21 protein-coding genes are annotated in these 26,540 nt (G+C 62.8%); 5 read left to right on the top strand and 16 right to left on the bottom strand.

Going from position 1 to position 26,540, the window contains the following annotated elements:
• From C0V76_RS13045 to C0V76_RS13035, 3 genes are all read right to left on the bottom strand, one after another.
• Nucleotides 1-2,703 (bottom strand): bifunctional acetyl coenzyme A synthetase (ADP forming), alpha domain/GNAT family N-acetyltransferase, encoded by a 2,703-nt coding sequence (locus tag C0V76_RS13045; protein ID WP_101942926.1) that lies wholly within the window; start codon nucleotides 2,701-2,703, stop codon nucleotides 1-3.
• A gap of 99 nt (nucleotides 2,704-2,802) precedes the next feature.
• Nucleotides 2,803-3,045 carry a hypothetical protein gene (locus C0V76_RS13040; protein WP_101942924.1) on the bottom strand — a complete coding sequence of 81 codons (243 nt, stop codon included), beginning with the start codon at nucleotides 3,043-3,045 and terminating at the stop codon, nucleotides 2,803-2,805.
• Between the two features lie 167 nt (nucleotides 3,046-3,212).
• Nucleotides 3,213-3,821, bottom strand: coding sequence for a GPR1/FUN34/YaaH family transporter (locus tag C0V76_RS13035; RefSeq protein ID WP_101942923.1), 609 nt, complete (start codon nucleotides 3,819-3,821; stop codon nucleotides 3,213-3,215).
• A gap of 225 nt (nucleotides 3,822-4,046) precedes the next feature.
• On the opposite strand from C0V76_RS13035, the gene C0V76_RS13030 reads away from it, so the two are divergent.
• Both C0V76_RS13030 and acs read left to right on the top strand, forming a co-directional pair.
• Entirely contained in the window at nucleotides 4,047-6,731 is a 2,685-nt protein-coding gene (locus C0V76_RS13030) for an HAD-IC family P-type ATPase (protein ID WP_101942922.1), read from the top strand.
• A gap of 101 nt (nucleotides 6,732-6,832) precedes the next feature.
• Nucleotides 6,833-8,815: an acetate--CoA ligase gene (gene acs / locus C0V76_RS13025; protein WP_101942921.1), complete on the top strand. Its 1,983-nt coding sequence runs from the start codon at nucleotides 6,833-6,835 to the stop codon at nucleotides 8,813-8,815.
• An 87-nt stretch (nucleotides 8,816-8,902) separates the two neighbouring features.
• Here acs and C0V76_RS13020 read toward each other — a convergent pair whose 3' ends face one another.
• The 7 genes from C0V76_RS13020 to C0V76_RS12990 form a co-directional block, all read right to left on the bottom strand.
• Nucleotides 8,903-9,652, bottom strand: coding sequence for a trypsin-like peptidase domain-containing protein (locus tag C0V76_RS13020; protein WP_254048240.1), 750 nt, complete (start codon nucleotides 9,650-9,652; stop codon nucleotides 8,903-8,905).
• A 94-nt stretch (nucleotides 9,653-9,746) separates the two neighbouring features.
• Nucleotides 9,747-9,968, bottom strand: coding sequence for a hypothetical protein (locus C0V76_RS13015; protein WP_101942918.1), 222 nt, complete (start codon nucleotides 9,966-9,968; stop codon nucleotides 9,747-9,749).
• Nucleotides 9,965-10,510, bottom strand: a complete 546-nt coding sequence (locus C0V76_RS13010) for a YgjV family protein (protein ID WP_101942916.1) — start codon at nucleotides 10,508-10,510, stop codon at nucleotides 9,965-9,967. The genes C0V76_RS13015 and C0V76_RS13010 overlap by 4 nt, the downstream gene beginning before the upstream one ends.
• Nucleotides 10,511-10,653: 143 nt before the next feature.
• A complete protein-coding gene (locus C0V76_RS13005; protein ID WP_101942914.1) occupies nucleotides 10,654-11,283 on the bottom strand; it encodes a 3'-5' exonuclease in 630 nt (209 codons plus the stop codon).
• Nucleotides 11,280-13,088, bottom strand: a complete 1,809-nt coding sequence (locus C0V76_RS13000; RefSeq protein ID WP_101942913.1) for a putative nucleotidyltransferase substrate binding domain-containing protein — start codon at nucleotides 13,086-13,088, stop codon at nucleotides 11,280-11,282. Before C0V76_RS13000 ends, C0V76_RS13005 begins: the two co-directional genes overlap by 4 nt.
• Nucleotides 13,089-13,167: 79 nt before the next feature.
• Nucleotides 13,168-14,823, bottom strand: a complete 1,656-nt coding sequence (locus tag C0V76_RS12995) for a cation acetate symporter (RefSeq protein ID WP_101942911.1) — start codon at nucleotides 14,821-14,823, stop codon at nucleotides 13,168-13,170.
• A complete protein-coding gene (locus C0V76_RS12990) occupies nucleotides 14,820-15,131 on the bottom strand; it encodes a DUF485 domain-containing protein (RefSeq protein ID WP_101942910.1) in 312 nt (103 codons plus the stop codon). The genes C0V76_RS12995 and C0V76_RS12990 overlap by 4 nt, the downstream gene beginning before the upstream one ends.
• Before the next feature lie 207 nt (nucleotides 15,132-15,338).
• Between C0V76_RS12990 and C0V76_RS12985 the strand changes: the two genes are divergently transcribed.
• Together C0V76_RS12985 and C0V76_RS12980 are read left to right on the top strand one after the other, a co-directional pair.
• Nucleotides 15,339-16,226, top strand: coding sequence for a LysR family transcriptional regulator (locus C0V76_RS12985; RefSeq protein WP_101942908.1), 888 nt, complete (start codon nucleotides 15,339-15,341; stop codon nucleotides 16,224-16,226).
• Nucleotides 16,223-16,705 (top strand): YaiI/YqxD family protein, encoded by a 483-nt coding sequence (locus C0V76_RS12980; RefSeq protein WP_101942906.1) that lies wholly within the window; start codon nucleotides 16,223-16,225, stop codon nucleotides 16,703-16,705. The genes C0V76_RS12985 and C0V76_RS12980 overlap by 4 nt, the downstream gene beginning before the upstream one ends.
• Before the next feature lie 103 nt (nucleotides 16,706-16,808).
• On the opposite strand, the gene recQ is transcribed toward C0V76_RS12980, so the two are convergent.
• From recQ to yccS, 4 genes are read right to left on the bottom strand one after another with little or no spacing between them, the layout of a single operon-like run.
• The gene (recQ, locus tag C0V76_RS12975) at nucleotides 16,809-18,629 is read right to left on the bottom strand and encodes a DNA helicase RecQ (RefSeq protein WP_101942905.1); all 1,821 of its coding nucleotides are present in this window, start codon (nucleotides 18,627-18,629) and stop codon (nucleotides 16,809-16,811) included.
• Nucleotides 18,626-19,753: a class I SAM-dependent methyltransferase gene (locus tag C0V76_RS12970; RefSeq protein ID WP_101942903.1), complete on the bottom strand. Its 1,128-nt coding sequence runs from the start codon at nucleotides 19,751-19,753 to the stop codon at nucleotides 18,626-18,628. The genes recQ and C0V76_RS12970 overlap by 4 nt, the downstream gene beginning before the upstream one ends.
• Entirely contained in the window at nucleotides 19,750-21,363 is a 1,614-nt protein-coding gene (locus tag C0V76_RS12965; protein WP_101942902.1) for an NAD(P)/FAD-dependent oxidoreductase, read from the bottom strand. Before C0V76_RS12965 ends, C0V76_RS12970 begins: the two co-directional genes overlap by 4 nt.
• A gap of 48 nt (nucleotides 21,364-21,411) precedes the next feature.
• Entirely contained in the window at nucleotides 21,412-23,589 is a 2,178-nt protein-coding gene (gene yccS, locus C0V76_RS12960; RefSeq protein WP_101942900.1) for a YccS family putative transporter, read from the bottom strand.
• Nucleotides 23,590-23,682: 93 nt separating this feature from the next.
• Between yccS and ylqF the strand changes: the two genes are divergently transcribed.
• Complete coding sequence (ylqF, locus tag C0V76_RS12955; protein WP_101942898.1) at nucleotides 23,683-24,615, top strand: ribosome biogenesis GTPase YlqF; 933 nt, start codon at nucleotides 23,683-23,685, stop codon at nucleotides 24,613-24,615.
• Between the two features lie 76 nt (nucleotides 24,616-24,691).
• On the opposite strand, the gene C0V76_RS12950 is transcribed toward ylqF, so the two are convergent.
• Nucleotides 24,692-25,525: a Smr/MutS family protein gene (locus C0V76_RS12950; RefSeq protein ID WP_101942897.1), complete on the bottom strand. Its 834-nt coding sequence runs from the start codon at nucleotides 25,523-25,525 to the stop codon at nucleotides 24,692-24,694.
• 5 nt (nucleotides 25,526-25,530) lie between these two features.
• Entirely contained in the window at nucleotides 25,531-26,487 is a 957-nt protein-coding gene (gene trxB / locus C0V76_RS12945; RefSeq protein ID WP_101943190.1) for a thioredoxin-disulfide reductase, read from the bottom strand.
• Between the last annotated feature and the right edge of the window lie 53 nt (nucleotides 26,488-26,540).

Here is a 26,540-nt window from a genome sequence, read left to right as displayed (position 1 = left end):
TCAGGCGGCCTGATTGGCTTTGGCAAGGTCCAGCGTGCCGTGCTTGATGGTTTTGTCTTCAGGGTCGTTGCGTAGCACGAAACCGATGCGTTCCACAAAGCGCAGCATGCGTTCATTGCTGGCAAGGAATTCGCCCTTCATGGTTTGCAGGCCGCGCTGCCAGGCTGTGGTGACGAGCACCTCCATGAGCTTGCGGCCCAGGCCGCTGTGCTGGTAGGTGTCGTCCACCACGATGGCGAATTCGCAGCTGAAGCCATCCGGGTTGGTGGTGTAGCGGCATACGCCGATCTGGATTTCGCTGCCCTCTGTGATGTGGGTGGCGATGAAGGCCAGTTCGCGGTCGTAATCGATCTGGGTGAGCTTGGCGAGCAGCGAGGGTGAAAGCTCGCGCAGGGCGCTCATGAAGCGGAAATATTTGGTCTCTGGCGAGAGCTTGCGCACGAAGGCCTGGTTCATCTCCGCGTCTTCCGGTTTGATCGGGCGGATGGTGATTAGTGCGCCGTCCTTGAGCTGCCATGGATAGATCAGATTGCTCGGGTAGGGGTGAATCGCCATGTGGTCGTAACGGCCGGCGCTGCGCGGGAGCTCGCCGATCTCGATGCGCGCGTCGGCAACCTGCAGGCCACGATCGTCCACGCACAGCGGGTTGATTTCCAGCGAACGGATCCAGGGCATTTCGCAGATGATGTCGGAGACTCTCAGCAGGGTGTGTTCGAGCGCATCGAGATCGGCTGCAGGCATGCCGTCGAGTGCGCCGAGCATGCGTTCGGCGTGGGTACTGTGCAGGAGATCGCGCACGAGGAAGGCGTTCAGCGGCGGCAGGCCAACCGCACGGTCCGGCCAGTAGTTCGGATCCAGGCTGCGCTCGCCAATCCCGATGACGGGCCCGAAGACCGGATCGCGCCACACGCGCAGCATCAGTTCGCGGGTGTAAGGGCTCTGCCAGCTTGGCTCAATGCACATGCCGGCGGCGAGTTCTGCGGGGAGTTGCTGCTTGAGTTGGCTGGTGAGTTCTTCGTAGGCCAAATGCAGGGCGACGGTACTGGCTAGGTTATGGCGTCCGGCCAGGTGCTGCAGGCGGGTGCCCGCGAGCGCTGCATCCGGTTTGATATCCACCGGGAAGCCGAAATGCATGGCCGCTTCGATGCCTTCGGCGGGGCTGTGCACCACGCGTAACTCGGTAACGGGGATGTGGAAGGCGGCCAGCAAGGCGATGGCTTCGTGGCGGCGCAGTACGGTGCGGTGAGCCTTGAGTGCGCTCTCGATCATGCTGCGGGCGAGTTCGCGCAGCGGGGCTTTTTCGTATTCGAGGGGGGCCGGCACCTGGGTCAGCAATTGCTGGTTGCGGTAGTAGGAACTGATGTGGGAGAACAGGTCGACCGCACTTTCCGGTGTGCGCAGCGAAGGGATGCGTGCCTGACGGAAGATCTCGCGGGCTTCAAGGCAGGCATCGTCTCCAAGCCAGCAAGTGAGGATAGGCTTGTCCGAGCCCTTGGCGAGTTCCACCACGCGGCGCGCCACTTCACTGGGCTGACTCATGGCGAGTGGTGAGAGCAGGCACAGCACACCGTCGACATGCTCGTCCTGCAGCAATGTCTGGAGTGCGCTGGCATAGCGCTCGGGGCTGGAGTCACCGATCAGGTCGATCGGGTTGTCGACGCGCGAATGCGAAGGTAGCAGCTCTTCCAGATGGGCGATGGTATCGGGTGCCAGGCGCGCCAGTTCGATGCCGAGGTCACCGGCGCGGTCGGCGGCCATCACGCCCGGGCCGCCACCATTGGTAATGATGGCGAGGCGGTTGCCGCGCGGCCGGAAGTGCACGAAGAGCCCTTTGAGGCCGGAAAAAAGCTGGGTCAGGGTGTTCAGGCGGATCACCCCGGAGCGGCGCAGGGCGGCGTCGAATACGGCATCGTCGCCCGTGACCGCGCCGGTGTGCGCCTGAGCTGCGCGTGAGCCGACCGGATGGCGACCCACTTTGAGGACCATCACCGGTTTGGCCCGGGCGGCGGCGCGGATCGCGCTAAGAAAGCGGCGTGCATCGCGAATGCCTTCGATGTAGACAAGGATGGCTTCGGTGCGGAAATCCCACACCAGATAATCGAGGATCTCGCCGAAATCCAGTTCGGCCGAAACCCCTAGTGAAATTACATTCGAGAAGCCAACCTGGTTCGGCCGGGCGTAATCGAGCACTGCCGCGCACAGGGCGCCGGATTGAGAAACGAAGCCGATCGAGCCGGCAATCGGCTGGCTGCCGGCGAAGGTGGCGTTGAGCCCCAGCAGCGGGCGGGCGACGCCGAGGCTGTTCGGCCCCAGCACACGCATGCCGTACTGACGGGCGATGTGTACCGTGTCTTCCTCCAGCTGAGCGCCCAGCGTACCGCTCTCGCCGAAGCCCGCGGAGAGTACGGCGGCGACTTTGACGCCGGCACGCCCGCATTCATCGATCAGTCCCGGTACGCTGCCGGCCGGAGTCGCGATGACGGCCAGGTCCACCTTGCCCGGTACGTCGCCGATATGCGCGAAGCAGGGCACGCCCTGAACGCTGTCGTATTTCGGGTTGACCGCATGCAGGGCGCCCTTGAAGCCCGCCCCTAGCATGTTGCGCACGAGAATCGCACCGAGTGCGTTGTCGCGCTCGGTGGCGCCGATGATGGCCACACTGCGCGGCTCGAACAGCGGCGAGAGGTAGTGTTTTTCGTCCACGGGGCTTCCTGCGTGCAGGCTCCGGCGATGGCCGGGCAGTGACTTGAGTATGCCGCATGGACAGGGCGCCTGACGCCCGGGATAACCCTTTCGGGAGTGCTACATCTCCATCTCGGTGACGGGTTCGTTCGTCAGTACGTCGATGTAGCCCTCATTGACGAGGGTTTCGATGGCGGCGTGTGCTTCATTGCCCAGCATCAGGCGCTGCTGCAGCTCAATCCAAGGGGTGTGGCCATCAATGAGGATCAGGGTGCTGCGCAGACGCGCGGGCAGGTGGTGGCTGCGGTGGGCGATTTCTTCAATGCCCTTGCGGGTCTTGCAGTAAATGGCGGTGGCGGGCATGGCACATCTCCGGCTGTAGATGCCTTGACGCTAGCTGCAGGCGCCGGATGCCGCAATGCGGGATCTTCCGCAGAAGGGTGAAAACAAATGTTACAGACGTGCGTTGCAGGCGTGAAAAAGGCGCCGCTGCACGGGGCAGGGGCGCCTTCTTGCGGGAGCAGAGTCGCTCAGGCCGCTTTCTTCAGCGCTACGGCCTTGGCCTTGGGCTTGCCCATCGGCAGCACGTCGCGGCCGTAGATTTCGTTAATGATCTGGGCGGCCGCGTCGTAGATCGCGAAGGCGCCGCAAAGGATGCCTTCCCAGCCGGCCAGATGCTTGATGGCTTCGTTGCCGGTGGCGTCACCGATGGCGAGGAGAGCGAAGAGCACAACCAGCGAGCCGAACACCAGCTGGGTGATGCGTGAGAGCTTCAGGGTGCCGACGAACAGGACCGCGGTAAAGATGCCCCACATCACGAGGAAGGCCACCAGACCGCCGGTGGAGGTGGCGTCCATCAGGCCGGTCTTCGGGAAGGTGACCAGACCGACCAGGGTCAGCCAGAAGAAGCCATAGGAGGTGAAGGCCACGGTACCGAAGGTGTTGCCCTTCTTCCATTCCATCAGGCCGGCAATGACCTGGGCGATACCGCCGTAGAAGATACCCATGGCGAGGATCATTGAGTTCATCTCGAAGAGACCGGCGTTGTGCAGGTTCAGCAGCACAGTCGTCATGCCGAAGCCGAGCAGGCCCAGCGGGGCGGGATTGGCGGTGGTGTCGTGAAGCTTGGCGTCGGCCATGAGGGAGGCTCCGGAGTAATCAGGGAATGAAAGACGGCGCATCTTGCCAGCGAAGCTGGTCAAAACATTTCGTCTGGATCAAAAGTGTTAGGGGTTTGTCCTTATCGGGCGCGCAGATTACCGGGCTGGGACAGGCTTCGGGAAGCTTTTTGAGTGGCCGGGCCAAAAACGCAAACAAATGTAAAAGCCTATAAAGAAAGCAGGGTTTTTGGTCTGGGAGGCAGGATGACACAGCAAGCGCCGCGCGCTGAAGCGTGGCATGCCCGAGCGGCAAGCGAGGTGCTGGCCGTCCTGAATACCGATGAGGCGGGCTTGTCGGCTAGCGAAGCCGAGCTCCGTTTGCAGCGTTATGGCCCCAATCTTCTGCCTGTGGCTCGGGTGCGGCCGGCCTGGCTGCGTTTTCTGGATCAGTTCAATAACCTTCTGGTGCTGGTTCTACTGGCTGCCGGCGTGCTCACTTTGTTGTTGGGACATGTGCTGGATGCCGCTGTGATTATCGGCGTGACGATCGTCAATGCCCTGATCGGCTTTGTTCAGGAGGGGCGAGCCGAAGCGGCATTGGCCGCAATCGGCAAGATGCTGACTCCTACGGCGAGCGTGCTGAGAGGCGGCCAGCAACTCCCCATGGACGCTGCCCGACTGGTGCCGGGAGATATCGTGCTGCTAGCGGAAGGCGACAAAGTGCCGGCGGATCTGCGCCTTTTTGAGGTCAAAGCCTTACGCGTCGAGGAGGCTGCGTTGACAGGGGAGGCTGTGCCGGTAGAGAAGAGCGTGGCACCGGTTGGCCGAGAGGCTGTGCCCGGTGACCGGCTATGCATGGCCTTTTCCGGCACGCTGGTGGTGCACGGCCAAGGGCGTGGGGTGGTTGTGGCGACGGGCGCGGCAAGCGAGATCGGCCAAATCAGCGCCATGCTGGCAGCCGTGGAACGTATCGATACGCCTTTGCTGACGCGTATGGCGAGTTTTAGCCGGCAACTTACCCTGGCAATCGGCGTGCTGGCGGTGATGGTGTTTGCGCTGGGGGTGTGGGGCGCGGGCTATGCGTGGAGCGAGATGTTCATGGTGGCTGTGGGGATTGCAGTGGCGGCGATCCCGGAGGGCCTGCCGGCCATCGTGACGATCACTCTGGCCATTGGCGTGCAGCGCATGGCCAAGCGTAATGCCATTGTGAGGCGCTTGCCTGCAGTGGAAACGCTCGGTTCGGTCAGTGTGATCTGTACCGACAAAACCGGCACCCTGACCCGCAACGAGATGACGGTGCTGCGCGTGGCGACCGGCGAGCAGGTGTTTGAACTGGGCGGCACCGGTTATGGCCCGGAGGGGGGCATCCATGTGGGTGGTCGGCGTATCGAGCCACGTGACTATGTCGTGCTGGGGGAATTGGCACTGGCAGGCTTGCTATGTAATGACGCGCAGGTTCGTCAGGGCGCGCATGGCTGGCAGCTACAGGGCGATCCGACCGAAGGCGCACTGTGTACTCTGGCGCTCAAGCTCGGGCTGGAACATGCTGAGGAGGCCGCACGGGCGCCGCGTCACGATGTGATTCCGTTTGCAGCCGAGCATCGTTACATGGCTACTCTGCATGATGCAGCCATTTACCTTAAGGGCGCGCCGGAGGCCGTGCTGGCGCGCTGTGACCGACAGCGGGGCGATTCTGGTGATATGCCGCTTGACCAGGCTTACTGGCTGGCGCAGGAAACAGCCCTTGCTGCCGAGGGCTTGAGGGTGCTGGCTCTCGCGCGGCGGGTGCCGGATGCCGGGCAGGCCGAGCTGAGCCTCGACGCGCTCGGAGGTCACTTCGTGCTGCTCGGGTTGGTGGGCATTATCGATCCGCCGCGCGAGGAGGTGCGTGCCTCGCTGGCACGCTGCCATGGCGCAGGCATTCGCGTGAAGATGATTACCGGGGATCACGCCATCACGGCGCGGGCCATTGCCAGCCAGCTCGGAATTGGCGGTGACGCGGGGCGCACGCTCACCGGCAGCCAGATCGAGGCCATGAGCGATGCCGATCTCCGGGCGATGGTGCATGAGGTGGATGTCTTCGCGCGGGCCAGCCCCGCGCACAAGCTGCGCCTGGTCGAAGCTTTGCAGGCGGGCGGTGCAGTGGTGGCGATGACGGGAGATGGCGTGAATGATGCGCCGGCCCTCAAGCGTGCCAGCGTGGGGGTGGCGATGGGGCAGAAGGGCACCGAGGTGGCGCGCGAAGCTGCGGGCATGGTGCTTACCGATGACAACTTCGCTTCGATCGGTCATGCCGTGGAGGAGGGCCGCACGGTCTATGAAAACATCCGCAAGGCTATCCTCTACATCCTGCCTACCAACGGCGGCGAGGTCGGTGGCATCGTGCTGGCGATGCTGCTGGGCTGGCAAATGCCGATCACGCCGGTGCAGATTCTGTGGGTGAACATGTTCACCGAGATCACCCTGTCGATCTCACTGGCCTTTCTGCCCGCCGCTGCGGCCTGCATGCAGCGCCCGCCACGTGATCCGGCCGAGTCCCTGATCTCGGGCTTCCTGCTTTGGCGCCTCCTGCTGGTCTCCCTTCTGATGGCCGGTGCAAGCCTGCTGGTGTTCCAGCTTGAACTCGCCACAGGGGCGAGTATTGCCCAGGCACGCACGGCGGCCGTGAACATGATCGTGGTGGGTGAGGCGGCCTATCTTCTCAATTGTGGCGATCTGGAGCATTGCGTGCTGGGCAGTCTGTTGCGCAATCGTCCGGCGTGGCTCGCAATTGCGGTCGTGATGAGCCTGCAACTGGCCGTCACCTATCTGCCCATGTTGCAGCTGCTGTTTGGCACGGCAGCCCTGCCAGTGGCCAGTTGGGGCTGCATCCTGCTGCTTGGCTTGATGCTCCTGTTGCTGGTGGAGGGTGAGAAAGGGCTCCGGATGTGGCTGGAACGGCGTACGTGAAAGCCCCTACTGGATACCTTCGGGCATCAGGGCTTTTGATAATTATCAATTGCTTGACATGGTCATAGCATGTTGGCTCCCACCGCAGGAGAGAGACAAAAATGAGCACAATCAATTCAGTCATGCAGGAAACCCGGGTTTTTCCGCCTTCTGCCGAGACAGTGGCGTGCGCCACGATCTCCGGCATGGCCGCCTATGAGGCTTTGTGCAAGGAAGCCGAAGCTGATTACAGCGGCTACTGGGCGCGTCTGGCGCGCGAGCACGTCAGCTGGAAAAAGCCCTTCACGCAGAGCCTGGATGAGTCTGAAGCGCCGTTCTATCACTGGTTTGCGGATGGCACGCTGAACGTCTCCTACAACTGCCTGGACCGTAACCTCGAGAACGGCAATGCCGACAAGGTGGCGATCATCTTTGAAGCAGATGACGGCAAGGCCAGCAAGGTCACCTATCGTGAGCTGCATGCCCTGGTCTGTAAGTTTGCAAATGGCCTCAAGGCACGCGGCATTGGCAAGGGTGACCGGGTGGTGATCTACATGCCGATGTCGGTTGAAGGGGTGGCCGCCATGCAGGCCTGCGCGCGCATCGGGGCGACCCACTCGGTGGTGTTCGGCGGCTTCTCGGCCAAGAGCCTGCAGGAGCGTATCTCGGATGCCGGCGCGGTGGCAGTGATCACGGCTGACGAACAGTGCCGTGGCGGCAAGAGTCTGGGCCTCAAGAGCGTGGTGGATGAGGCGCTGGGCATGGGGGGCTGCGAGAGCATCCACACCATGATCGTGTATCGCCGCACCGGTGCCGCGATTGCCATGCAAGAGGGGCGTGACATCTATCTGGATGAGCTGATCGCCAAGCAGCCTGCTGAATGCGAGCCGGAGTGGGTGGGCGCCGAGCATCCGCTGTTCCTGCTCTACACCTCAGGCTCCACCGGCAAGCCGAAAGGCGTGCAGCACTCCAGTGGCGGCTATCTGCTGCATGCCATTCTGACCATGAAGTGGACCTTCGACATCCAGCCGCAGGACACCTTCTGGTGTACCGCCGACATCGGCTGGGTGACAGGCCACACCTACATCGCCTACGGCCCGCTGGCCTGCGGTGCGACGCAGATCGTGTTCGAAGGCGTGCCGACTTATCCGGATGCCGGGCGTTTCTGGCAGACCATCGAGGCGCACAAGGTCAGCGTTTTCTACACTGCGCCGACGGCGATCCGGGCGCTGATCAAGGCCTCCGAAGTCGATCCGAAGGTCGCGCCGCGCAATTACAAGCTCGATTCGCTGCGCCTCCTGGGCTCGGTCGGCGAGCCGATCAATCCGGAAGCCTGGATGTGGTACTACGAACAGATCGGCGGCGGCCGCTGCCCGATCATGGACACCTTCTGGCAGACAGAAACCGGCGGCCACATGATCACGCCGCTGCCGGGTGTCACGCCGCTGGTGCCGGGCTCCTGCACCCTGCCGTTCCCGGGTATCCAGGCTGCCATCGTGGATGAGACCGGGCATGACGTGGAGTGGGGCAAGGGCGGCTTCTTGGTCGTCAAGAAACCCTGGCCGTCGATGATCCGCAACATTTACGGCGATCCGGAGCGTTTCAAGAAGAGCTACTACCCGGATGACCTGGGCGGGCGCCTGTATCTGGCCGGCGACGGTGCGATGCGCGACGCCAAGACCGGCAATTTCACCATCATGGGCCGCATCGACGATGTGCTGAATGTGTCCGGCCACCGCATGGGCACCATGGAAATCGAGTCGGCGCTGGTGGCCAACCCGCTGGTGGCCGAAGCTGCTGTGGTCGGGCGGCCGGATGAGCTCACTGGCGAAGCCATCTGTGCTTTCGTGGTGCTCAAGCAGGCGCGGCCCAGTGGCGATGCGGCGAAGGCCATGACCAAGGCTCTGCAGGACTGGGTGGCCAAGGAAATCGGCCCGATTGCCAAGCCGAAAGACATCCGTTTCGGTGACAACCTGCCCAAGACTCGCTCCGGCAAGATCATGCGGCGTCTGCTCAGGGCTCTCGCCAAGGGTGAGGAAATTACCCAGGATGTGTCGACTCTGGAAAACCCCGCCATTTTGGAACAACTCAGGCACTCGGCCTGAGCCGTTTCTGCAGCAGACCTGAGGGGCTGTGGCTTCAGACGCCACAGCCCTTTTTCTTGCGCGGGCGCCGGAGGGCTGGGGCGTGGTTCAGTCGGCAGTGAGGGTCAGCAGGATATCGGCGTACCAGGCGCAGTTAAGACCCAGCGCTTCATCCAGCTTCAGATCACGGCCGCCCACATCGAGGCGGGCCGAATGGATGCCCAGCAGGACCCACGGCAGCTGCCCCTGCGTGCAAAGCGTTGCGGCCCGGCGTTTGACGACCGGTGCGCCGCTGCCGCCGCGATGGGTGCGGGCATCCGTGAGAAAGTAGCCCTCGCCCTGAAAGCGCATGCCGAAAGAAGAGGCAATGCCCGCCTGGCGCACGACCGGCAGGTGATGGAAGTCGTCGTGAAAGCCCAGCGGAAAACCCAGGATCAGAATCGATTCACCTGCTTCGATCTGGTCTGCTGGCGTGACCAGACTCTCTGGCCCGAAGGTGGCAATGACGCTGCCCGCAGGCAAGGCGGTGCGTTCGATTTCGATAATGGCGACATCGATTTCACCGGAGCCGTCGCTGCCCTGGCGCCACAGACTCTTCCCGTGACGATAGAGCGGAATCGAGAAACCTGTGGAACTGGCCATGTTGTGCGGATCGGTATGCAGCTCGATGACCAGCCGATCCGGGTTGTGCTTGCTGGGTTCGTCGAACATCACATGGCGGCTGGTGACCAGGAACAGGCGTTCGCCGCGAGCGAAGAAGAAGCCGCTGGCGTTGGTCAGGGATTGCGCGCCGTAGTAGGTGACGATGCGGGTGGTTGTGAGCAGGAGGGCTTCGATCATGGCAGGAGTGACTTGCACTCGCGGCTTCGGAGGAGGGATGAGCAGCATACGCCGGCTCGCGCCGCTTGCCAGAACGAATCGTCGCTATGAACGCCTTGCAGATACGGGAAACTCAGAAAGGCAGGCGCCGACGGCCTTTGGCGGGAGAGATGGGGGCATTGGGAGCAGGGCCGAGCTCGGCGCGTTGTGGCTTGCGTGGGGCATTCAGCTCCGGATTGGCGAAGCGTACCTTGCCTTCGAGTTCGCAGCCGCGCATGCCTGGCGAACAGACGGCGCCCTGAACGCGCTGACAGACGCCGTTCACGTCGTGCGGGCAGCCCCACGCGCTGCTCATGGCGTGATTTCCTTGTGTGCGTGCGCTTCGGAGGCCTGCGCAAGGCGTGCATCGCGTCGCATGCGCCAGATCGTGTGGCTGTTCACCGCCAGGATCACTATTTCCAGCGCAGTGCCGCCAATCGAACCGGAGATGATGTTGTTGGCCACCCATAGCAGCGTGCCCAGCAGCATCACTACGCGCATGCGCACGCCGTGAAGCAGGAACAGGGCAAGTGTGCCGACGCAGGATGCGATCAGCGGAAACCAATTCCACCAGTGCTGGACCAGGGTGATGCCCAGTGCCAGATTCACGATTACCACTGTGATCGCTACCCAGATCGAACGGGTGTAGAGCGAGAGCGCTGAACGGATCGCCGAGATGCTTGAGCTGGCCATGGCGGTGGGATTGCCGAGCAGCCAGAAGTGGATCACGTAGGCGATGCACTCACCGAACATGTAGAGCTTGAAGTGGCGATCACTCTTCTGCAGGAAGGATGCAACGCCGAGGATGAAAGCCACATAGCCGACTAGCTGGGCGGGGGAAAGGACTTCGGTAAGCATGGAGGCGGACTGTGCTGCGCGGGTGGTTACTTTACGCCGGCACGGGCGGGCTGGTCGAGGCGCTGCCGGGTTATCTTGCAGTCAACTGGTTGACTGGAATACTGCAGATATCCATCCTGAATTGGATTTTCTGATGAGCTTGATCAGAATTCTGAATCTTGATCTTGATTCATGCGGCTGAGCTTGAGAAAAATCATCGCAGCGAGCACCGCATCGTTGAGTGGATCGTGGCGTGGCAGATCCGGCAGATCCAGATCCTGCAGGATGCTGGAGAGACGCAGGTCCACTTCAGGGCGGTAAGCGGTGACCTTGCGGTCGTAATAAAGGCCGGAGACTTCGATGGCCGGGTTGGGCAAGTGGATGCCCAGGCGCGGCTGGATCTGACGGTTGAGCACGGCCAGATCGAATTCAAGGTAATACCCCAGCAGGGGGCGGGCACCGATGAATTCGAGTAGTAGGGGTAATGCCTGGTCCACGCTGAGGCCATCTGCCAGATCCTGCGCGCGCAACTGGTGGATCGGAATGCTGCCTGGCGCGATGCTGCCCTCCGGTTTGAGCATCAGACGCAGCGCTTCAGAGCGGTAGATGCGGTTGGCACGCACCGGCACCGCGGCAATGCTCAGGATCTCGGCCTGCTGCGGATCGAGGCTGCTGGTCTCGCAGTCGATGCTGATCCATTCATTGGCTGGCGGCCTGGTGAAGAGGAAGGCGTAAGCCGGATCGCGCAGAGCGCGGCGGGCGCGCCAGCGGCTGAGGCGATTGAGCAGGTTCATCCGAGGCGGGCCAACTGGAAGTGATGCTCGATAAGCTGGCGGAAACGCTTGACTACCCCCAGCGCGTCCTTGAGCAGATCGCGTTCCAGGGTGGAGAGCGCTGCGGGCTCGATCAGATTGTCCGGCGCGCGGCCCTGGGCGATGGAGTTGAGACCGTGCTGCAAGCGTAGTCCATGCAGAAAGCTGAGCGTTTCGCGCAGATCCTGCGCCAGCTCGGTGGGCAACTGACCGCAGGCCAGCAAGGCATCGATGCGCAGATGGCTGTTGGATGCTTCGATGCTGGCTTCGAGGGCGAGGCTGCGCAGGCCGTGCACCAGAGGAAAAATGCCGCCCTTCTTGATGTCCAGACGGTCGCGTTCACTGCCAGCATCGAGTACTAGGCGTGAGAAGAGGGACAGCGGTACGTTGAACTGCAACACCGGCAGGGCGAAGCGGGCGAGGAAAGGGGCGTCAAGCTCCGGCAGCGCCTGTAGGCGTACCGGCCCCAGCAGGCTGGCCTTGCCGGCGATCGGACGGGCATCGGCCCAGATGGCCAGACGCATCACGTTCTCGGCGCTGGCGCTGCGAATCCAGCCGAGCAGGCGGCTGCGCATCTCGCTGACCCCGCAGCACCAGTCCGGCTGGTTCAGCATGATGCCGCCAGGGCAAGGTGGGTAGCCGAAGGCCAGCAGGGTCTGGGTGAAGCGCTCGCAGATGGCGGCAAGATCGGGGTGCTCGAAGCCGTCCTCGATGAGCAGTGCGTTGTCCTGATCGGTCTTGAGTATCTGCTCGCCGCGCCCTTCCGAGCCCAGTACCAGCAGACAGGTGTGTGCCAGCATTTCAGGCGGCGCCAGCAGCGTGAATACACGGCCGAGCAGGTGGCGGCGCAACTCGCTCAGAAGATCGGCGATCTGGCTGACTTTCACGCCGTTGCGATGAAGCAGCGCAACCAGCTCTTCCATGCCGCGATTAGCCGCCATCAGCTCGACGATGGATTCGGCGCGCTCGATCTGGGCCAGCACGATGTGGGACTGGTTGGAGAGGAAGGAAAGCAACTCGACCTGCTCAAGGATGCCGATGATCTCGCCCTTGCGGGTGACGACCAGGCGCTGGATGGTGTGCGTAGCCATCAGCAACTGAGCGTGATACAGATAGGCCTCAGCTTCGATGGTGAGCAGCGGGCTGCGCGCCAGCGGGCCGACCGGGGTACTGGCAGCAGGGGCTTCGCTGATCACGAAATCACGCAGATCCGAGCGTGTGAAGATGCCCGCCTCTTTTTCGCCCTGAACCAGTACGCAGGTGGCGTGGTGCTTCTGCATTAGTTTGGCTGCGGCCAGCACCGGCTCTTGAGCCTCTACCCACAGGGCTTTGGAGAGGTAGGCTGCGTCCACCTTGCTCATCAGCATGGACTGTAGTTGTCCCTGTAGCGGGCGATTGGCCAATACTGCGAAGCGTGCCGCCACGTCCTGGTAGAAGAAGGCTCCAAAAACCGGGTTGCGCTGAGTGAGATCGAGCACCTGCTCGCGTGGCAAGCAGAACACCAAGGTGTCTTCCACCGCCAGCAAGCGGTGCTGGGCGCGGCCGCTGAGCATGGCGCGGGCATCGAAGATGTCCTGCGGACCGTAGTAGCCGAGGATCTCACCCTCGCCGTGTTCGGAAATCAGGCCCTTGATTACCACATAGAGTGTGTCGACTAGGCTGTTGGCTTCGTGCAGACAGGCATTTTTCGGGAAATAGGCGACATCGACACACTCGGCGAGGCGCTGGCGCTCAGCGGGGCTGAGGCAGTCAAACGGAGCGTGGTTGAAGTCGAATGGGGTGGTCACTCAGGTTCGCCTTCGGATGTTGTCCGGCACAATGAAAAACCCCGGGCCGAGGCCCGGGGCAAGTTGCTGCGGGAGGAAATCAGTGCTTGCTGGTCGCGCCTTCGGCACCCACGCCGGTCATTGAACGGATGAACTGGGGCAGGAAGGCTGCGCGTTCCTTGTTGGCCGATTCGCTGTTGTCCATCACCGAGAACAGCCAGGTGAAGAAGAAGGCTGCGGTCATCGAGAACAGGGCGGGGTTCTTGTAGGCAAAGATGGCTTCCTTGTTTTTCAGCACATCCACCCACACCGTCGGCCCCAGCACGATCAGCGCGACGGCCGAGATCAGGCCGATCAGGCCGCCAAGCACTGCTCCGCGGGTGGTCAGGCCTTTCCAGAACATGGACAGGAACAGTACCGGGAAGTTGGCCGAAGCGGCAATCGAGAAAGCCAGACCGACCATGTAGGCGATGTTCTGTTTCTCGAAGGCAATGCCCAGGAAGATCGCGACGATACCCAATGCGACGGTGGCCATCTTGGAGACGCGGATTTCCTGTGCTTCAGTGCTGCGACCATGGCGCCACACGCTGGCATACAGATCGTGCGATACCGCCGAGGCGCCGGAGAGCGTCAGACCCGATACCACCGCGAGGATGGTGGCGAAAGCCACGGCCGAGATGAAGCCCAGGAACAAGTCACCGCCCACCGCGTTGGCCAGATGGATGGCCGCCATGTTGTTGCCACCGATCAGGCCCTTGGCGTCGGTGTATTGCGGCTGGTTCAGCACCAGCATGATGGCGCCGAAGCCGATGATGAAGGTCAGGATGTAGAAGTAGCCGATGAAGCCGGTGGCAAAGAACACGGATTTGCGGGCTTCCTTGGCGTCTGCCACGGTGAAGAAGCGCATCAGGATGTGTGGCAGGCCGGCGGTGCCGAACATGAGGCCGATGCCCAGCGAGATGGCATCGATCGGGTTGGAGACCAGCCCGCCCGGCGACATGATGGCCGTGTGCTTGGGATGCGCGTCGATCGCTGTCTTGAACATGGTTTCAAGGCTGAAGCCTGAGAGCTTGAGCACCATGAAGGCCATGAAGGTGGCGCCGGAGAGCAGCAACACCGCCTTGATGATCTGCACCCAGGTGGTGGCCAGCATGCCGCCGAACATCACGTAGAGCACCATCAGGATGCCGACCATGACCACGGCCGAGGCGTAATCCATGCCGAAGAGCAGCTGGATCAGCTTGCCGGCACCGACCATCTGGGCGATCAGGTAGAGCGCCACCGTAACCAGGGTGCCCACTGCCGAGAAGGAGCGCACAGGGCCTTGCTGCAGGCGATAGGAGGCTACGTCGGCAAAGGTGTATTTGCCCAGGTTGCGCAGGCGCTCGGCCACCAGAAAGGTGATCAGTGGCCAGCCCACCAGAAAGCCGATCGAGTAGATCAGGCCGTCATAGCCGGAGCCGTACACCAGCGCCGAGATGCCAAGGAAGGATGCGGCGGACATGTAGTCGCCCGCAATGGCCAGCCCGTTCTGAAAGCCGGTGATGCCACCGCCGGCAGCATAGAAATCTTTCGCTGAGCGGGTGCGCTTGGCGGCCCAGTATGTGATGTAGAGCGTGGCGCCAACGAAGATGAAGAACATCACGATGGCGTGCATGTTCAGGGAGCGCTGCTCAACCGCGCCACCAATGGCATCTGCAGCCCACACTGGCAGGCTTGCCAGCAGGCTCATGAGGAAAATGGAAAGACGCTTCATTGCTGTGCCTCCTCGACCACTTCGCGGGTCAGCTGGTCAAACTCGGTATTGGCTCGGCGCACGTAGATGCCGGTCAGTACGAAGGCCGACAGGATCACGCCGACGCCGACCGGGATGCCCCAGGTGATGACGGTGTCCGGGCCGAGCGGCGTGCCGAAGAGCTCCTTTTTGAAACCGATGATCAGGATGAAGGCGCAGTAGATGGCCAGCATGATGATGGACAGGGACCACGAGAACACACGTTTGGTGTGAACCATGGCAATGAACTTCGGATTATTTTGTATCCGTTCGATCGTGGGTGAAGTCATGTCTCTCCTCCGATGATGGGCCCGGCTAACAGTCGGGTTGCGCAGACTCTATTCAAGTCATGGTCTTTGTGGCTAATGACTATTCCTGATAGGCGATATCATTCACAGCGATGCACAATCTGAAAAGCTTGCAGAGCAAGGGTTTTCAGGGTGCTCCGACCATTCGGGCAAAAGTCCCGGCTAGGTGTTAACCATTATCGGAATGTCATGGAACTTTATCAGCTGCGCAGCTTCCAGGTCGTTGCCCGTCAGGGGCATCTGACCCAGGCTGCCGAACTGCTGCATCTCTCGCAGCCAGCCGTTACCGCACAGATCAAGGCCCTGGAGGAAGAGCTTGGGGTAAGTCTGTTCGATCGGGTAGCCGGCGGCGTGCAGCTCACCGATGCCGGCAGCCGCTTGCTGGTCGATGCCGAGCGTGTGTTGAGCGATGCGCGCGCCCTGATTGACCACGCGAAAAGCATGGAAGGCGAGCTGCGCGGAAGGGTCCGAATCGGTACCCTGATCGTGCCGGCGCGCCTGCGTCTTGGCCAGTGGCTACGAGATGTACAGCGGCGCCATCCTTTGCTGGAAGTGCATACGCGCCTTGGGCTGTCGCGCGATCTGCTGGGCGAGATCCGCCGCAATAACTTTGATTGCGGATTCTTTCTGGGCCGGGACAGTTTTTCCGGCATGTCTGCGATCACCCTGGCCGAACTGGGCTTCTGCGTGGCGATTCCCTCTGAGTTGGCCGATGCCCTGGCTCATGCTGACTGGCAGCAAATGAACAATACGCCCTGGTTGGGCGTGTCGCCACGCTCGACGATCGCCACCATGACCGCCGAACTCTGGCGTCAGCACAACATCCATCCAAGGGTGGTGGGGGAGTTCGATGATGAGGCGACGCTCGCCGAACTCATCAAGAACGGGCTGGGCCTCGCATTGCTGGCCGAGCGCACCGCCAGGCGCTTTGCGGCGGATGGTGCGTTTGTATTGTGGCGTGGCGGTGAAGTCGTCAGCCGCGCGCCTTTGCAGTTCATCTACCCCTCCGAGCGCGAGGGGGATCCACTGCTGATGGGCTTGCGTGATTCGCTCAAGACGATCTGGGATTTGCCATGAGTGCGGGCATAAGCGAAACCGGCAAGACCCGGCCGCGCCTGTGGGTGGATGCCGATGCTTGCCCGGTGGTGATCAAGGAGATCATCTTCCGCGCCGCCACCCGCAAACAGCTCGAAACCATTCTGGTCGCCAACCAGATGTTGCGCACGCCGCCCTCACTGCATATCCGTGCTGTGCAGGTGCCTTCAGGCTTTGATGTTGCCGACAACTACATCGCCGCCCAGGTGCTGCCGGGCGATCTGGTGGTGACGGCGGATATCCCGCTGGCGGCGCAGGTGATCGAGCGTGGCGCGAGTGCCATCAACCCGCGTGGCGAGCTATACACCGCCGCCAATATTCGCGAGAGCCTGTCGATGCGCGATTTCATGGAAAGCCTGCGCAGCAGTGGCGTGCAGACTGGCGGCCCGGCCGCCTTCAGCCAGGCCGATCGGCAGGCCTTTGCCAATCAGCTGGATCGCTTGCTGGCCAAGTTTGCGTAGCCTGGATGGAATGAAATGGAATCCGGGACGGGCTCCCGGATTTCACAGAGCTGCATCCTGGCTACACCGAGCTTTCGGCCAGAAGCCGCTTTGACAGCCCCCTTCAAGCGTGCTTGCGCTGGTGGTTCTGAACCACTTCCAGAAACTGCATGCCGTAGGCATCCAGCTTGCGGTCGCCCACGCCCGAAAGCTCGTACATGGCTTCCAGGCTCATCGGGCGGTGCTCCAGCATTTGCTTGAGCGTGGCGTCGCCGAAGATCATGTAGGCGGGTACGTTCTGCTCTTCGGCGAGATCGCGTCGGCACTGTCTCAATGCGGCCCACAGGGTGCGTGCTTCGTCCGATTCGAACTCCATCTCGCGGCGTACGCTGGTGGCGGCCTTGGGGGCAGCGGCACGCACGCGTTTGGCCATAAAGCTTGCTTCGCCGCGCAATACGGGCCGGCAGGCGTCCAGCAGCATCAGGCCGCCGAACTCGTTCACGCCGAGCAGACCCTGAGCGACAAACTGGCGCAGCAGCGAGTTCCACTGCGCTTCGGGCAGTGCCTTGCCGATGCCGAAGGTGCTGAGCTTGTCGTGACCACGCTCGGTGATCTTGGCGACGGACTTGCCCATCAGGATGTCGATGATGTGCGCCGCCCCGTAGCGCTGGCCGCTGCGGTAGATGGTGGATAGGGCTTGCTGCGCCGGCAACGAGGCATCAAAGGTCTCCGGCGGCGTGATGCACATGTCGCAGTTGCCGCAGGGCGTGGATTCTTCGCCGAAGTAACGCAGCAGCACTTCGCGGCGGCAGGCCGGGGCTTCCGAGTAGCCCAGTAGCGCTTCGAGTTTTCTCCGCTCGACGCGTTTGACTTCATCCGGCGCTTGCGACTGCTCGATCATTTCGCGCTGCAGCACCATGTCCTGCAGGCCGTAGGCCATCCAGGCGTTCGACGGCAGGCCATCACGGCCCGCACGGCCGGTTTCCTGATAGTAGGCTTCGAGTGACTTGGGCAGGTCGAGGTGGGCCACGAAGCGCACATCTGGCTTGTCGATACCCATGCCGAAGGCCACGGTGGCGCACATCACGATGCCATCGCCGCGCACGAAGCGGGTCTGGTGATCGGCACGCACGGCCGCGTCCAGGCCGGCGTGATAGGGCAGGGCAGAGATGCCCTCGGTGCGCAGCCAGGCGGCGGTTTCCTCCACTTTCTTGCGCGACAGGCAATACACGATGCCGGCATCCCCCTCGTGGTGGGTGCGGATGAATTTCAGCAGCTGTTTGCGCGGATTGTCCTTCTCCACCACGGTGTAGCGGATGTTGGGGCGGTCGAAGCTGGAGACGAAGACGCGCGCTTCTTCCAGCGCCAGGCGTTCGATGATCTCGGCGCGGGTGGCCGCGTCCGCCGTGGCGGTCAGCGCAATGCGCGGGATGTCTGGGAAGCGCTCGTGCAGGATGGTGAGCTGGCGATACTCGGGGCGGAAGTCGTGGCCCCATTGCGAGACGCAGTGCGCCTCGTCAATCGCAAACAAGGCGATGCGCGAGGATTCGATGAGTCCCTGGCAGCGCGGATTGAGCAGGCGTTCAGGGGCAACGTAGAGCAGATCCAGTTCTCCAGCCAGTAAACGGCGCTCGATGGCGCTGGCTTCGCCAGCTTCCAGCGTGGAGTTCAGGAAGGCGGCGCGCACACCCAGCTGGCACAAGGCCTGAACCTGATCTTGCATCAGGGCGATCAGGGGCGAGACGACGATGCCGCAGCCCTCACGCAGCAGCGAGGGAATCTGGTAGCACAGCGACTTGCCGCCGCCGGTGGGCATCAACACCAGTGCGTCGCCACCGCCTTGCACATGCCCGACGATGGCCGCCTGCTCGCCGCGGAAAGCCGGGTAGCCGAAGGTGTGGCGCAGGGTGTGGAGCGCGGGATCGAGAATTTCAGGCGAATTCATGATGCATTGGCGAGACGCCAGAGAGAGGTGACTTCACGTGAGCGGGCTGCATGCAACGGGTCGTTCGCGTCCATCGCCTTGGGGTGCTGCGGGCGGGTGTCGAGGCGATTGACCACGCGCAGGCCGGCGTCCTGTATCCAGCCGAGCAGTTCGTCGCGAGTCCGCAGGCCGAGCAACTCGGCAATGTCCGAAATGATCAGCCAGGCTTCGCCGCCGGGTGCGAGATGCGCGGGCAGGCCGGCGAGAAAACCGCGCAGCATGCGGCTATCGGGGTCGTACACGGCAGCTTCAACCGGCGAGGTCGGCGTTTCCGGCAGCCAGGGCGGGTTGCATACGATCAGCTTGGCCTGGCCGGGTGGGAAGAGGTCGGCCTGCAGCAGTTCCACCTGATTTGTCAGTCCGAGGCGTTGCAGGTTGTCGGCCGCGCAGGCCAGCGCGCGCGGCGCCATGTCGGTGGCGATGATCTGGGCTATGCCGCGTTTGGCGAGCAGGGCGGCGATCACACCTGAGCCGGTGCCGATATCGAATGCGGTGCTTTTGCCCGGCAGGGGTGCTTTGGCGATCAGGTCCAGATACTCCCCGCGCAAGGGGGAGAACACGCCGTAGTGGGCGTGGATTATTTCGCCAAGCGCTGCGACCTGCACACCCTTTTTGCGCCATTCGTGCGCGCTGACCACGCCCAGCAATTCGCGAAGCGATACCACGTAGCCGGCTTCGACCGGGCCGTAGGCCTCCAGGCAGGCTTGCTTCACATCCTGCGCACGGCGGGCCTGAATAGCGTGAGTCGCGTCGACTTCGATCAAGAGGCGCGCCAAGGTCTGAGCGCGCGTCGCTTGAGTAGCGCGATGCTGACGGAAGGCTTCGAGGGCCGTTGCGGGGGCTTTGCCGGGGCGGCTTTGCTGCTTGTCCGCACGGCGGCTCATGGCCTGCAGCAAGTGGCGGGCGTTCTGCCAGTCGCCACGCCACAACAGGCTAATACCGGCCTGCGCGAGGCGCCAGGCTTCGGCGGCGGGCAGGGTGTCGTCAATCAGGCGCAGTTCGGTAGGAAGCGGGGCTGCGGCTTCGGATTGCCAGCGCGCCGTGCGTTCGCTGTCCGCTTCTTGCCATGTCAGGTTGGCGTTCATGCCTGCTGCGCCAGAATATCCAGCGCCACAGCTTCGGCCAGCTCGATGCCATCCACGGCGGCCGACATGATGCCACCGGCGTAACCGGCGCCTTCGCCGCCAGGATAGAGGCCGCGGGTGTTGATGCTCTGGTAGTCCGGCCCGCGCTTGATGCGGATTGGCGAGGAGGTGCGCGTTTCCACGCCGGTGAGGACCGCGTCGGGCAGGTCGTAGCCACGGATCTGGCGGGCCATGGCCGGGATGGCTTCGCGCATGGCTTCGATCACGTAGTCCGGCAGGGCGGTGGCAAGATCAGTCGGCGTAACCCCGGGTTTGTAGGAGGGCTCGACGCTGCCAAGTTGTGTGGATGGGCGGCGGGCCAGAAAATCACCGACCAATTGCGCTGGCGCGAAGTAGTTGCGCCCGCCCAGCTCGAAGGCGCGCGATTCCCAGTGGCGCTGGAAGTCCATGCCGGCCAGCGGGTTCTTAGGCGTGGCGCCAAAGTCTTCGGGATTTACATTCACGACGAGGCCGGCATTGGCATTGCGCTCGTTGCGTGAGTATTGGCTCATGCCGTTGGTGACTACGCGGCCTTCTTCGGAAGTGGCGGCCACCACCGTGCCGCCCGGGCACATGCAGAAGGAATACACGGCGCGGCCGTTCTTGGCGTGATGCACCAGTTTGTAGTCTGCCGCGCCAAGCAGTTCGTGACCGGCAAAACTGCCGAAGCGGCATTCGTCGATCAGGCTCTGCGGATGTTCGATACGAAAACCGATGGCGAAGGGCTTGGCTTCAACGTAGATGCCACGCTGATGCACCATCTGGAAGGTGTCACGGGCGCTGTGGCCGACCGCCAGCACCACATGACGCGAGGGGATGAACTTGCCATTCACGGTCACGCCTGTGACCTGTCCATTTTCGACGGCGATGTCTTCCACCTTGGCTTCGAAGCGGATTTCGCCGCCCAGTGCGATGATCTCGGCGCGCATCTTTTCGACCATGCCCACCAGGCGGAAGGTGCCGATGTGTGGGCGGTTGATCCACTGGATCTCTTCCGGCGCGCCGGCTTTCACGAATTCGTCCAGCACCTTGCGAGTGAGGAAGCGCGGGTCTTTGATCTGGCTGTAGAGCTTGCCGTCCGAAAAAGTGCCGGCACCGCCTTCGCCGAACTGCACGTTGGATTCGGGGTTGAGCTTCTGTTTGCGCCATAGGCCCCAGGTGTCTTGCGTGCGCTCGCGCACCGCTTTGCCGCGTTCCAGCACGATGGGGCGAAAACCCATCTGTGCCAGCACGAGCGCGGCGAGGATGCCGCAGGGGCCAAAACCGATGATCACCGGGCGCTCGGCAAGGCCGGTGGGGGCTTGCCCGACGAACTTGTAGGCCATGTCGGGCGTCGGCCCGATGTGGGATTTGCCGGCGAAACGCGCGAGGACGGCGGCTTCGTTGGCGAGAGCGACGTCCACCGAGTAGCTCAGCAGGATGGCGCTCTTCTTGCGCGCATCCGGGCTGCGTTTGTAGACCTTGAAGCTCAGCAGCTCGCTGGCAGGAATGCCCAGGCGCTCAAGAATGGCGGCGGGCAGGGCGGCCTCATCGTGGTCGATGGGCAGGCGGATTTCGTGGAGACGGAGCATGGCAGGGGCCTGATGACTATTCAGGAGGGTAAAACGGAGAGCGCCATTTTACCTGCTCGCGCAGCTCTCTCCCCACATGTTTGCCGACACGGCGGCCAGTTCCGGCAGCAGATGGCTGACCAGAGCCAGCTGGCGGATGATGCGACGCTCCTGTGGCGGGGTGTCTGACGGGATTTCGTCCAGTTCCGTCAGGGACGGGAGTGGCAGCGCTTCTGCCGTCACGACCTGGCGTTGCTCAAAGGCTGTCGCCAGGCGCGCTAAGCAATCGCAAGCCTGACGACCCGCTTCGGCCACCAGTTGGCCGTGCTGCCATTGGCTGATCTTCTCGCGGTGAGCCCCAAGCGCCGAGATGTAAGCGAGCAGGGTGTGGCTGGAGGTGAGGAAATGGAAAGCCTGCTCCGGCGTGAGGCGGTGCTGGTCGGGCTCGCCGAGCATCGCTGAGAGGGTCAGCGAGAGTTCGGCGTCGGCGTTGTGGGCATCGCGCCGGGCGATGCGGTAGCCGAGGTGATCGTCCTTGCCGCTGTTGTACTGGGCGAGGACTTCATTCAGATAAGTACTGGAGCGTGCGAGGGTCTTGCTCATCGCCAGATGCAGGCGCCGGCCTTGCCAGTCCGGCAGGATCAGGGCGACTGCACCACCGGCCAGTAGCGCGCCGAGCACGGTGTCGAGCAGGCGCGGCCAGATCAGCGCATAGCTGCTGCCGAGCTGGTTAAAGCACAGTAGCACCAGTACCGTGATGCTGGCGGTGGCCAGCATGTAGCGGTCTGCACGCCAGAAGAAGAAGGCCACGCCGGAGACGACGGCCAGCCCGAGCTGGGCCTCGTCCTGTGGGAAAATGTGCAGAAAGGCCCAGCCGCCGACCAGCCCCAGCATGGTGCCGCTCACACGCTGGCCGAGGCGCTTCCAGGTGTCGCTGTAAGTGGGTTGCAGCACGAATACGGTCGTCAGCATCACCCAGTAACCCTGCGGCAGGTTCAAGAGATGCAGCAGGCCGTAACCGGCGGCCAGCGCCAGGCTCAGGCGCAAGCCATGGCGGAAACGGCCGGACTTCGGGGTGAACTGCATGCGGATGCGCTGTAGCGCTTCGCGCAGGCTGGCCGGATTGCTGTCGCGCAGGGTGGTGTCGTCCGTCTGCAGCAAAGCGTCGGGATTGCCGGCGTTGGAGAGCTGGCGGTCGATGGTGGTCAGATTTCGGGTGAGATCGGCCACCGGATCGGCGTTGCGGCGCCAGTCGGTCTCGGTGCTGGCTTGTACATGGCGCAGGGCGGCGCCGAGCTCATCGAGGGCTGGCAGGCTGTCGCGGCCGTAGTTGAAGTACTTGTCCAGCGCGATGGCGCGGGCCAGCTTGGCGCAGGCCTCGCCCTGCAGGCTCATCAGGTGGGCACAGCGGAAGAGGATGTCGCTGCGTGCAAATACCCGGGAAAGCTCGGTGTAGCTCTGGTGAGAGGAACTGGCGCGCTCGTGGATGTCTTGCGCCAGGAAATACCATTTCAGAAAGCGCGCACTGCGCGGACGCGGCTGGCCATCCTTCATCCAGCCCAGTAGCACCTGACGGGCCCGGTTCATGCGCTGCACCAGCAGGCTGTTGTGTTCGGCCAGTGCCAGGCGCAGGGCGTCCGGGTGACGGCCGGGAATCGGCTCCAGCAGTTTGGCTTTCAAGGCCAGGTAACTGGCCAGCCCTAGATAGACTGAGGCGAGGATCTGGCGGGCTGGGCGCGCCGCGAAAGCCAGCACCCATACCAGAGAAATCCCTTCGTACCAGGCTGCGCCGGCAAGCAGTTGCAGCGGCTCATGCCAGATCGGCGCCAGCTCCTGTCCGGGCCGGCTGGCGCTGAGCATGGCGTAAATGCCCAGAATCAGTGAAGCGCTGGCGACCCGCGCGTAGCGTTCGCTGATCGCGCCCAGCATCACAAAGCCGAATGTAGAGAGCAGCAACCCGCATACGAAAAGCCAGGGCCAGGCAAACAGCAGGCGAACCGAAAAGGCTGTGGCGGCAAAGCAGGAGAGGGTGACGAGTACCGCCAGCAGGCGGCCCAGCGGGCGATCTTCGGTTTCGGCCAAGGCGGCGGCGATCACTCCGAGGATGGGGCCGATCAGCCATTCCGGCCGGTCGAGTGCCAGGCATAGCCAGACCACGCCGCCCAGGGCGAGCGCCACCTTTACGCTGTCGCTGGTCTTGTCATGCGCCCAGAACTGGCGCCAGAGTTCGAAAAATGAGGTTTGCATGGAGGGCAGCAAAAAAGGTGGCTTCCTGTTTCTACGCGACAGCCTAAGGGCAGGCGTGGGACAATTCCACCCTTTGCATCAAATAAGCGGCATATGGCTATCCAGTGGTTTCCCGGACACATGACCTCGGCGCGTAAGAAGGCGGCCGACGCCATGGAGAACATCGATGTGATCATCGAGGTGCTCGACGCACGCCTGCCGCAGGCCAGTTGCAACCCCATGATCACGCAGTTGCGCCAGCATCGTCAGCGCCCCTGCCTGAAGATCCTGAATAAGGCCGATCTGGCGGACCCTGTTGTGACGGCGGCCTGGCTGGAGTATTTCAACCAGCAAGCGGGCGTCAAGGCGGTCGCTTTGTCCTGCAAGAAGGCCTCCGACGTGGCGCGTGTGCCCGGCCTGTGCCGGCCGCTGGCACCACACCGCAACGACAACGTAAAGCCGCTGCGCATGATGATCATGGGGATTCCGAACGTCGGCAAATCCACCCTGATGAATGCGCTGCTCGGGCGCAAGCTTTCGGCCGTGGGCGACGAGCCGGCGGTGACCAAGAATCAGGTACGTGCCGATATCGATATCCGTCACACCCTGGTTGATACGCCCGGCATGATGTGGCCCAAGATTGAGTTCGACAGCGACGGCTACATGCTTGCTGCCAGCCACGCGATTGGCCGCAATGCGGTGATCGATGAGGAGGTGGCGGGGTTCCTGGCGGACGTGCTGCTGGCGCGCTATTCACAGAACCTTGTCGAGCGCTATGGTTTTGACGTGAAGGGCATGGATGGCGTGGCGGTGGTGGAAGCCATCGGCAAGCGGCGTGGTTTTCGCATCAAGGGCGGTGGGCTGGATCTGGAAAAAGCCGCGCTTACCCTGCTACAGGATTACCGCGACGGGCGTCTCGGACGTATCACGCTGGAAACGCCGGAAACCCGGTTGGCGATGATCGCCGAGCATCAGCGTCTCAAAGCGTTGGCGCTGCCAGATGACCGGGCCAAGCCGGATGCGGCTGAGGAAGAGCTCGAGGATTGAGTCGTTTGGCCGACTTCAGTCGGCCAAACAGGTCTGCTTTGCGACTGAAGTCGATCCTATGGTTGAGCTGCAGCTCCTACAGCAATGAACTTGTCCGCGAAGCCTTGAGCAGCACGATCAGGGCGCCGGCGCCGCCATCCGGCAGGCGTGCCTGGCAGTAAGCCATCACGTCTGCGTAGTTCATTAGCCAGCCCGCCACGAGTTTCTTCAGAACCGGTTCGCGACCGGGGGAGCCGCGCCCCTTGCCGTGCACCACGCGCACGCAGCGGATGCCTTCCTTCTTCCAGCGCCCCATGCAGGCAGCCAGCAGATCGCGTGCTTCATCGCGGTTGCAGCCATGCAGGTCGACCTGATCGTGAACCACCCAGCGGCCTCGGCGCAGGTCGCGGATGATCGCGCGCGGCACGCCGTTGGCGAGATAAAACAACTCGTCGCCGCCTTCCAGGTGCAGATCCAGCGAGGTGGGTGCGTAGATGGATTCGGCCAGTGCTGCCGCCTCATCGCGTTCCAGTTGGAGCGGTAGCGGCTTGGGTTTGGGCGCTTCGATCTCCACGCGTGTGTTCTGGATGGGTTTTACCCCGCGCAGAGCAGCAGCCAGATCGCCGGTTTCGCCCGCCAGCGGTTTGGCATCTTCGGCTAGCCAGGCAGCGGGAATCCACTCGTCCTGATTCGTCTGTACGACGGTAGTTGGCGCCAGTTCTTCGGCACTGCGCGTGCGCGGAATGGGCGCTGGCTTGGGGCGCTCGATCTCGGCATGGTTACCGGGCGGCAAGGCCTTTACACCGGACAAGGCCTCGCGCAGCAGGCTGGCTTCATCTGGCGCGTTAACGGCAACAACCCGCCGTGGGGCGGGTTGTTCTTTGAGCTTGCGCTTGAGTTCAGCTAACGCAGGCAGGCGGGTCTTGCTCATGCAGTTTAGAGCCCGCCGAGGTAGCGCTCTGCATCCAGTGCGGCCATGCAGCCAGTGGCTGCCGAGGTGATAGCCTGACGGTAGTTGTGGTCGGCCACATCTCCAGCAGCAAACACGCCCTTGATGGTGGTCTGGGTGGCGTTGCCGTGCTGGCCAGTCTGCACTGTCAGGTAGCCAGCTTCGTTCATGTCCAGTTGGCCCTTGAAGATATCGGTGTTTGGTGCGTGCCCGATGGCAATGAACACACCTTGCAGCGCGATGTCCTTGGCGGCACCGGTCTTGAGGTTCTTGATGCGCATGCCGTTCACGCCCTTGGCGTCGCCGATGACTTCGTCCAGCGTTGAATCCAGCTCCAGTACGATCTTGCCTTCTTGAACACGCTCCATGAGCTTGTCGACCATGATGGCTTCAGCGCGGAACTTGTCGCGGCGATGCACCAGCGTCACCTTACTGGCGATGTTGGCCAGATACAGGGCCTCTTCCACAGCGGTGTTGCCGCCGCCGATCACGGCGACTTCCTGATTCTTGTAGAAAAAACCGTCACAGGTTGCGCAAGCCGACACGCCGCGACCGGAGAACTTCTCTTCCGAGGGCAGGCCCAGGTACTTAGCCGTAGCGCCGGTGGCGATGATTAGCGCGTCACAGGTGTAAGTGCCGGCGTCCCCCACCAGCGTGAAGGGGCGCTCGGTCAGCTTCGTCGTGTGGATGTGATCAAAAATGATCTCAGTGTTGAAGCGGCGTGCGTGTTTTTCGAAGCGGGCCATCAGATCGGGGCCTTGCACACCGTCGGCGTCAGCCGGCCAGTTATCGACTTCGGTCGTCGTCATCAGCTGGCCGCCCTGGGCCATGCCGGTGATCAGCACCGGCTTGAGATTGGCACGCGCAGCGTAAACGGCCGCGGTATAGCCGGCAGGGCCGGAGCCAAGGATGATCAGGGGATGATGCTGGGTCGTTCCACTCATGATGGGCTCCTTCAGGAAAATTTCTTGTGCCGGATTATAGCCGAGCCCTTGGC

Origin of the sequence: Uliginosibacterium sp. TH139, from assembly GCF_002855595.1 — a bacterium.
In the GTDB taxonomy this organism is placed as follows: Bacteria; Pseudomonadota; Gammaproteobacteria; order Burkholderiales; family Rhodocyclaceae; genus Uliginosibacterium; species Uliginosibacterium aquaticum.
Note: the sequence above shows the minus strand (reverse complement) of the source record. Positions and strands in the feature narration are given on the sequence as shown.

Excerpts from the sequence above, each read along its gene's own strand:
- C0V76_RS13015 (WP_101942918.1), bottom strand. The coding sequence starts at position 9,968 with ATGAGCAGCGCGTGGGGCTGCCCGCACGACGTGAACGGCGTCTGTCAG.
- C0V76_RS13040 (WP_101942924.1), bottom strand. The coding sequence starts at position 3,045 with ATGCCCGCCACCGCCATTTACTGCAAGACCCGCAAGGGCATTGAAGAA.
- C0V76_RS12950 (WP_101942897.1), bottom strand. The coding sequence starts at position 25,525 with ATGAGCAAGACCCGCCTGCCTGCGTTAGCTGAACTCAAGCGCAAGCTC.
- C0V76_RS12980 (WP_101942906.1), top strand. The coding sequence starts at position 16,223 with ATGAGTGCGGGCATAAGCGAAACCGGCAAGACCCGGCCGCGCCTGTGG.
- C0V76_RS12970 (WP_101942903.1), bottom strand. The coding sequence starts at position 19,753 with ATGAACGCCAACCTGACATGGCAAGAAGCGGACAGCGAACGCACGGCG.
- C0V76_RS12990 (WP_101942910.1), bottom strand. The coding sequence starts at position 15,131 with ATGACTTCACCCACGATCGAACGGATACAAAATAATCCGAAGTTCATT.
- C0V76_RS12985 (WP_101942908.1), top strand. The coding sequence starts at position 15,339 with ATGGAACTTTATCAGCTGCGCAGCTTCCAGGTCGTTGCCCGTCAGGGG.
- C0V76_RS12995 (WP_101942911.1), bottom strand. The coding sequence starts at position 14,823 with ATGAAGCGTCTTTCCATTTTCCTCATGAGCCTGCTGGCAAGCCTGCCA.
- C0V76_RS13030 (WP_101942922.1), top strand. The coding sequence starts at position 4,047 with ATGACACAGCAAGCGCCGCGCGCTGAAGCGTGGCATGCCCGAGCGGCA.
- acs (WP_101942921.1), top strand. The coding sequence starts at position 6,833 with ATGAGCACAATCAATTCAGTCATGCAGGAAACCCGGGTTTTTCCGCCT.
- C0V76_RS13010 (WP_101942916.1), bottom strand. The coding sequence starts at position 10,510 with ATGCTTACCGAAGTCCTTTCCCCCGCCCAGCTAGTCGGCTATGTGGCT.
- C0V76_RS13005 (WP_101942914.1), bottom strand. The coding sequence starts at position 11,283 with ATGAACCTGCTCAATCGCCTCAGCCGCTGGCGCGCCCGCCGCGCTCTG.
- recQ (WP_101942905.1), bottom strand. The coding sequence starts at position 18,629 with ATGAATTCGCCTGAAATTCTCGATCCCGCGCTCCACACCCTGCGCCAC.
- C0V76_RS13035 (WP_101942923.1), bottom strand. The coding sequence starts at position 3,821 with ATGGCCGACGCCAAGCTTCACGACACCACCGCCAATCCCGCCCCGCTG.
- trxB (WP_101943190.1), bottom strand. The coding sequence starts at position 26,487 with ATGAGTGGAACGACCCAGCATCATCCCCTGATCATCCTTGGCTCCGGC.
- yccS (WP_101942900.1), bottom strand. The coding sequence starts at position 23,589 with ATGCAAACCTCATTTTTCGAACTCTGGCGCCAGTTCTGGGCGCATGAC.
- ylqF (WP_101942898.1), top strand. The coding sequence starts at position 23,683 with ATGGCTATCCAGTGGTTTCCCGGACACATGACCTCGGCGCGTAAGAAG.
- C0V76_RS12965 (WP_101942902.1), bottom strand. The coding sequence starts at position 21,363 with ATGCTCCGTCTCCACGAAATCCGCCTGCCCATCGACCACGATGAGGCC.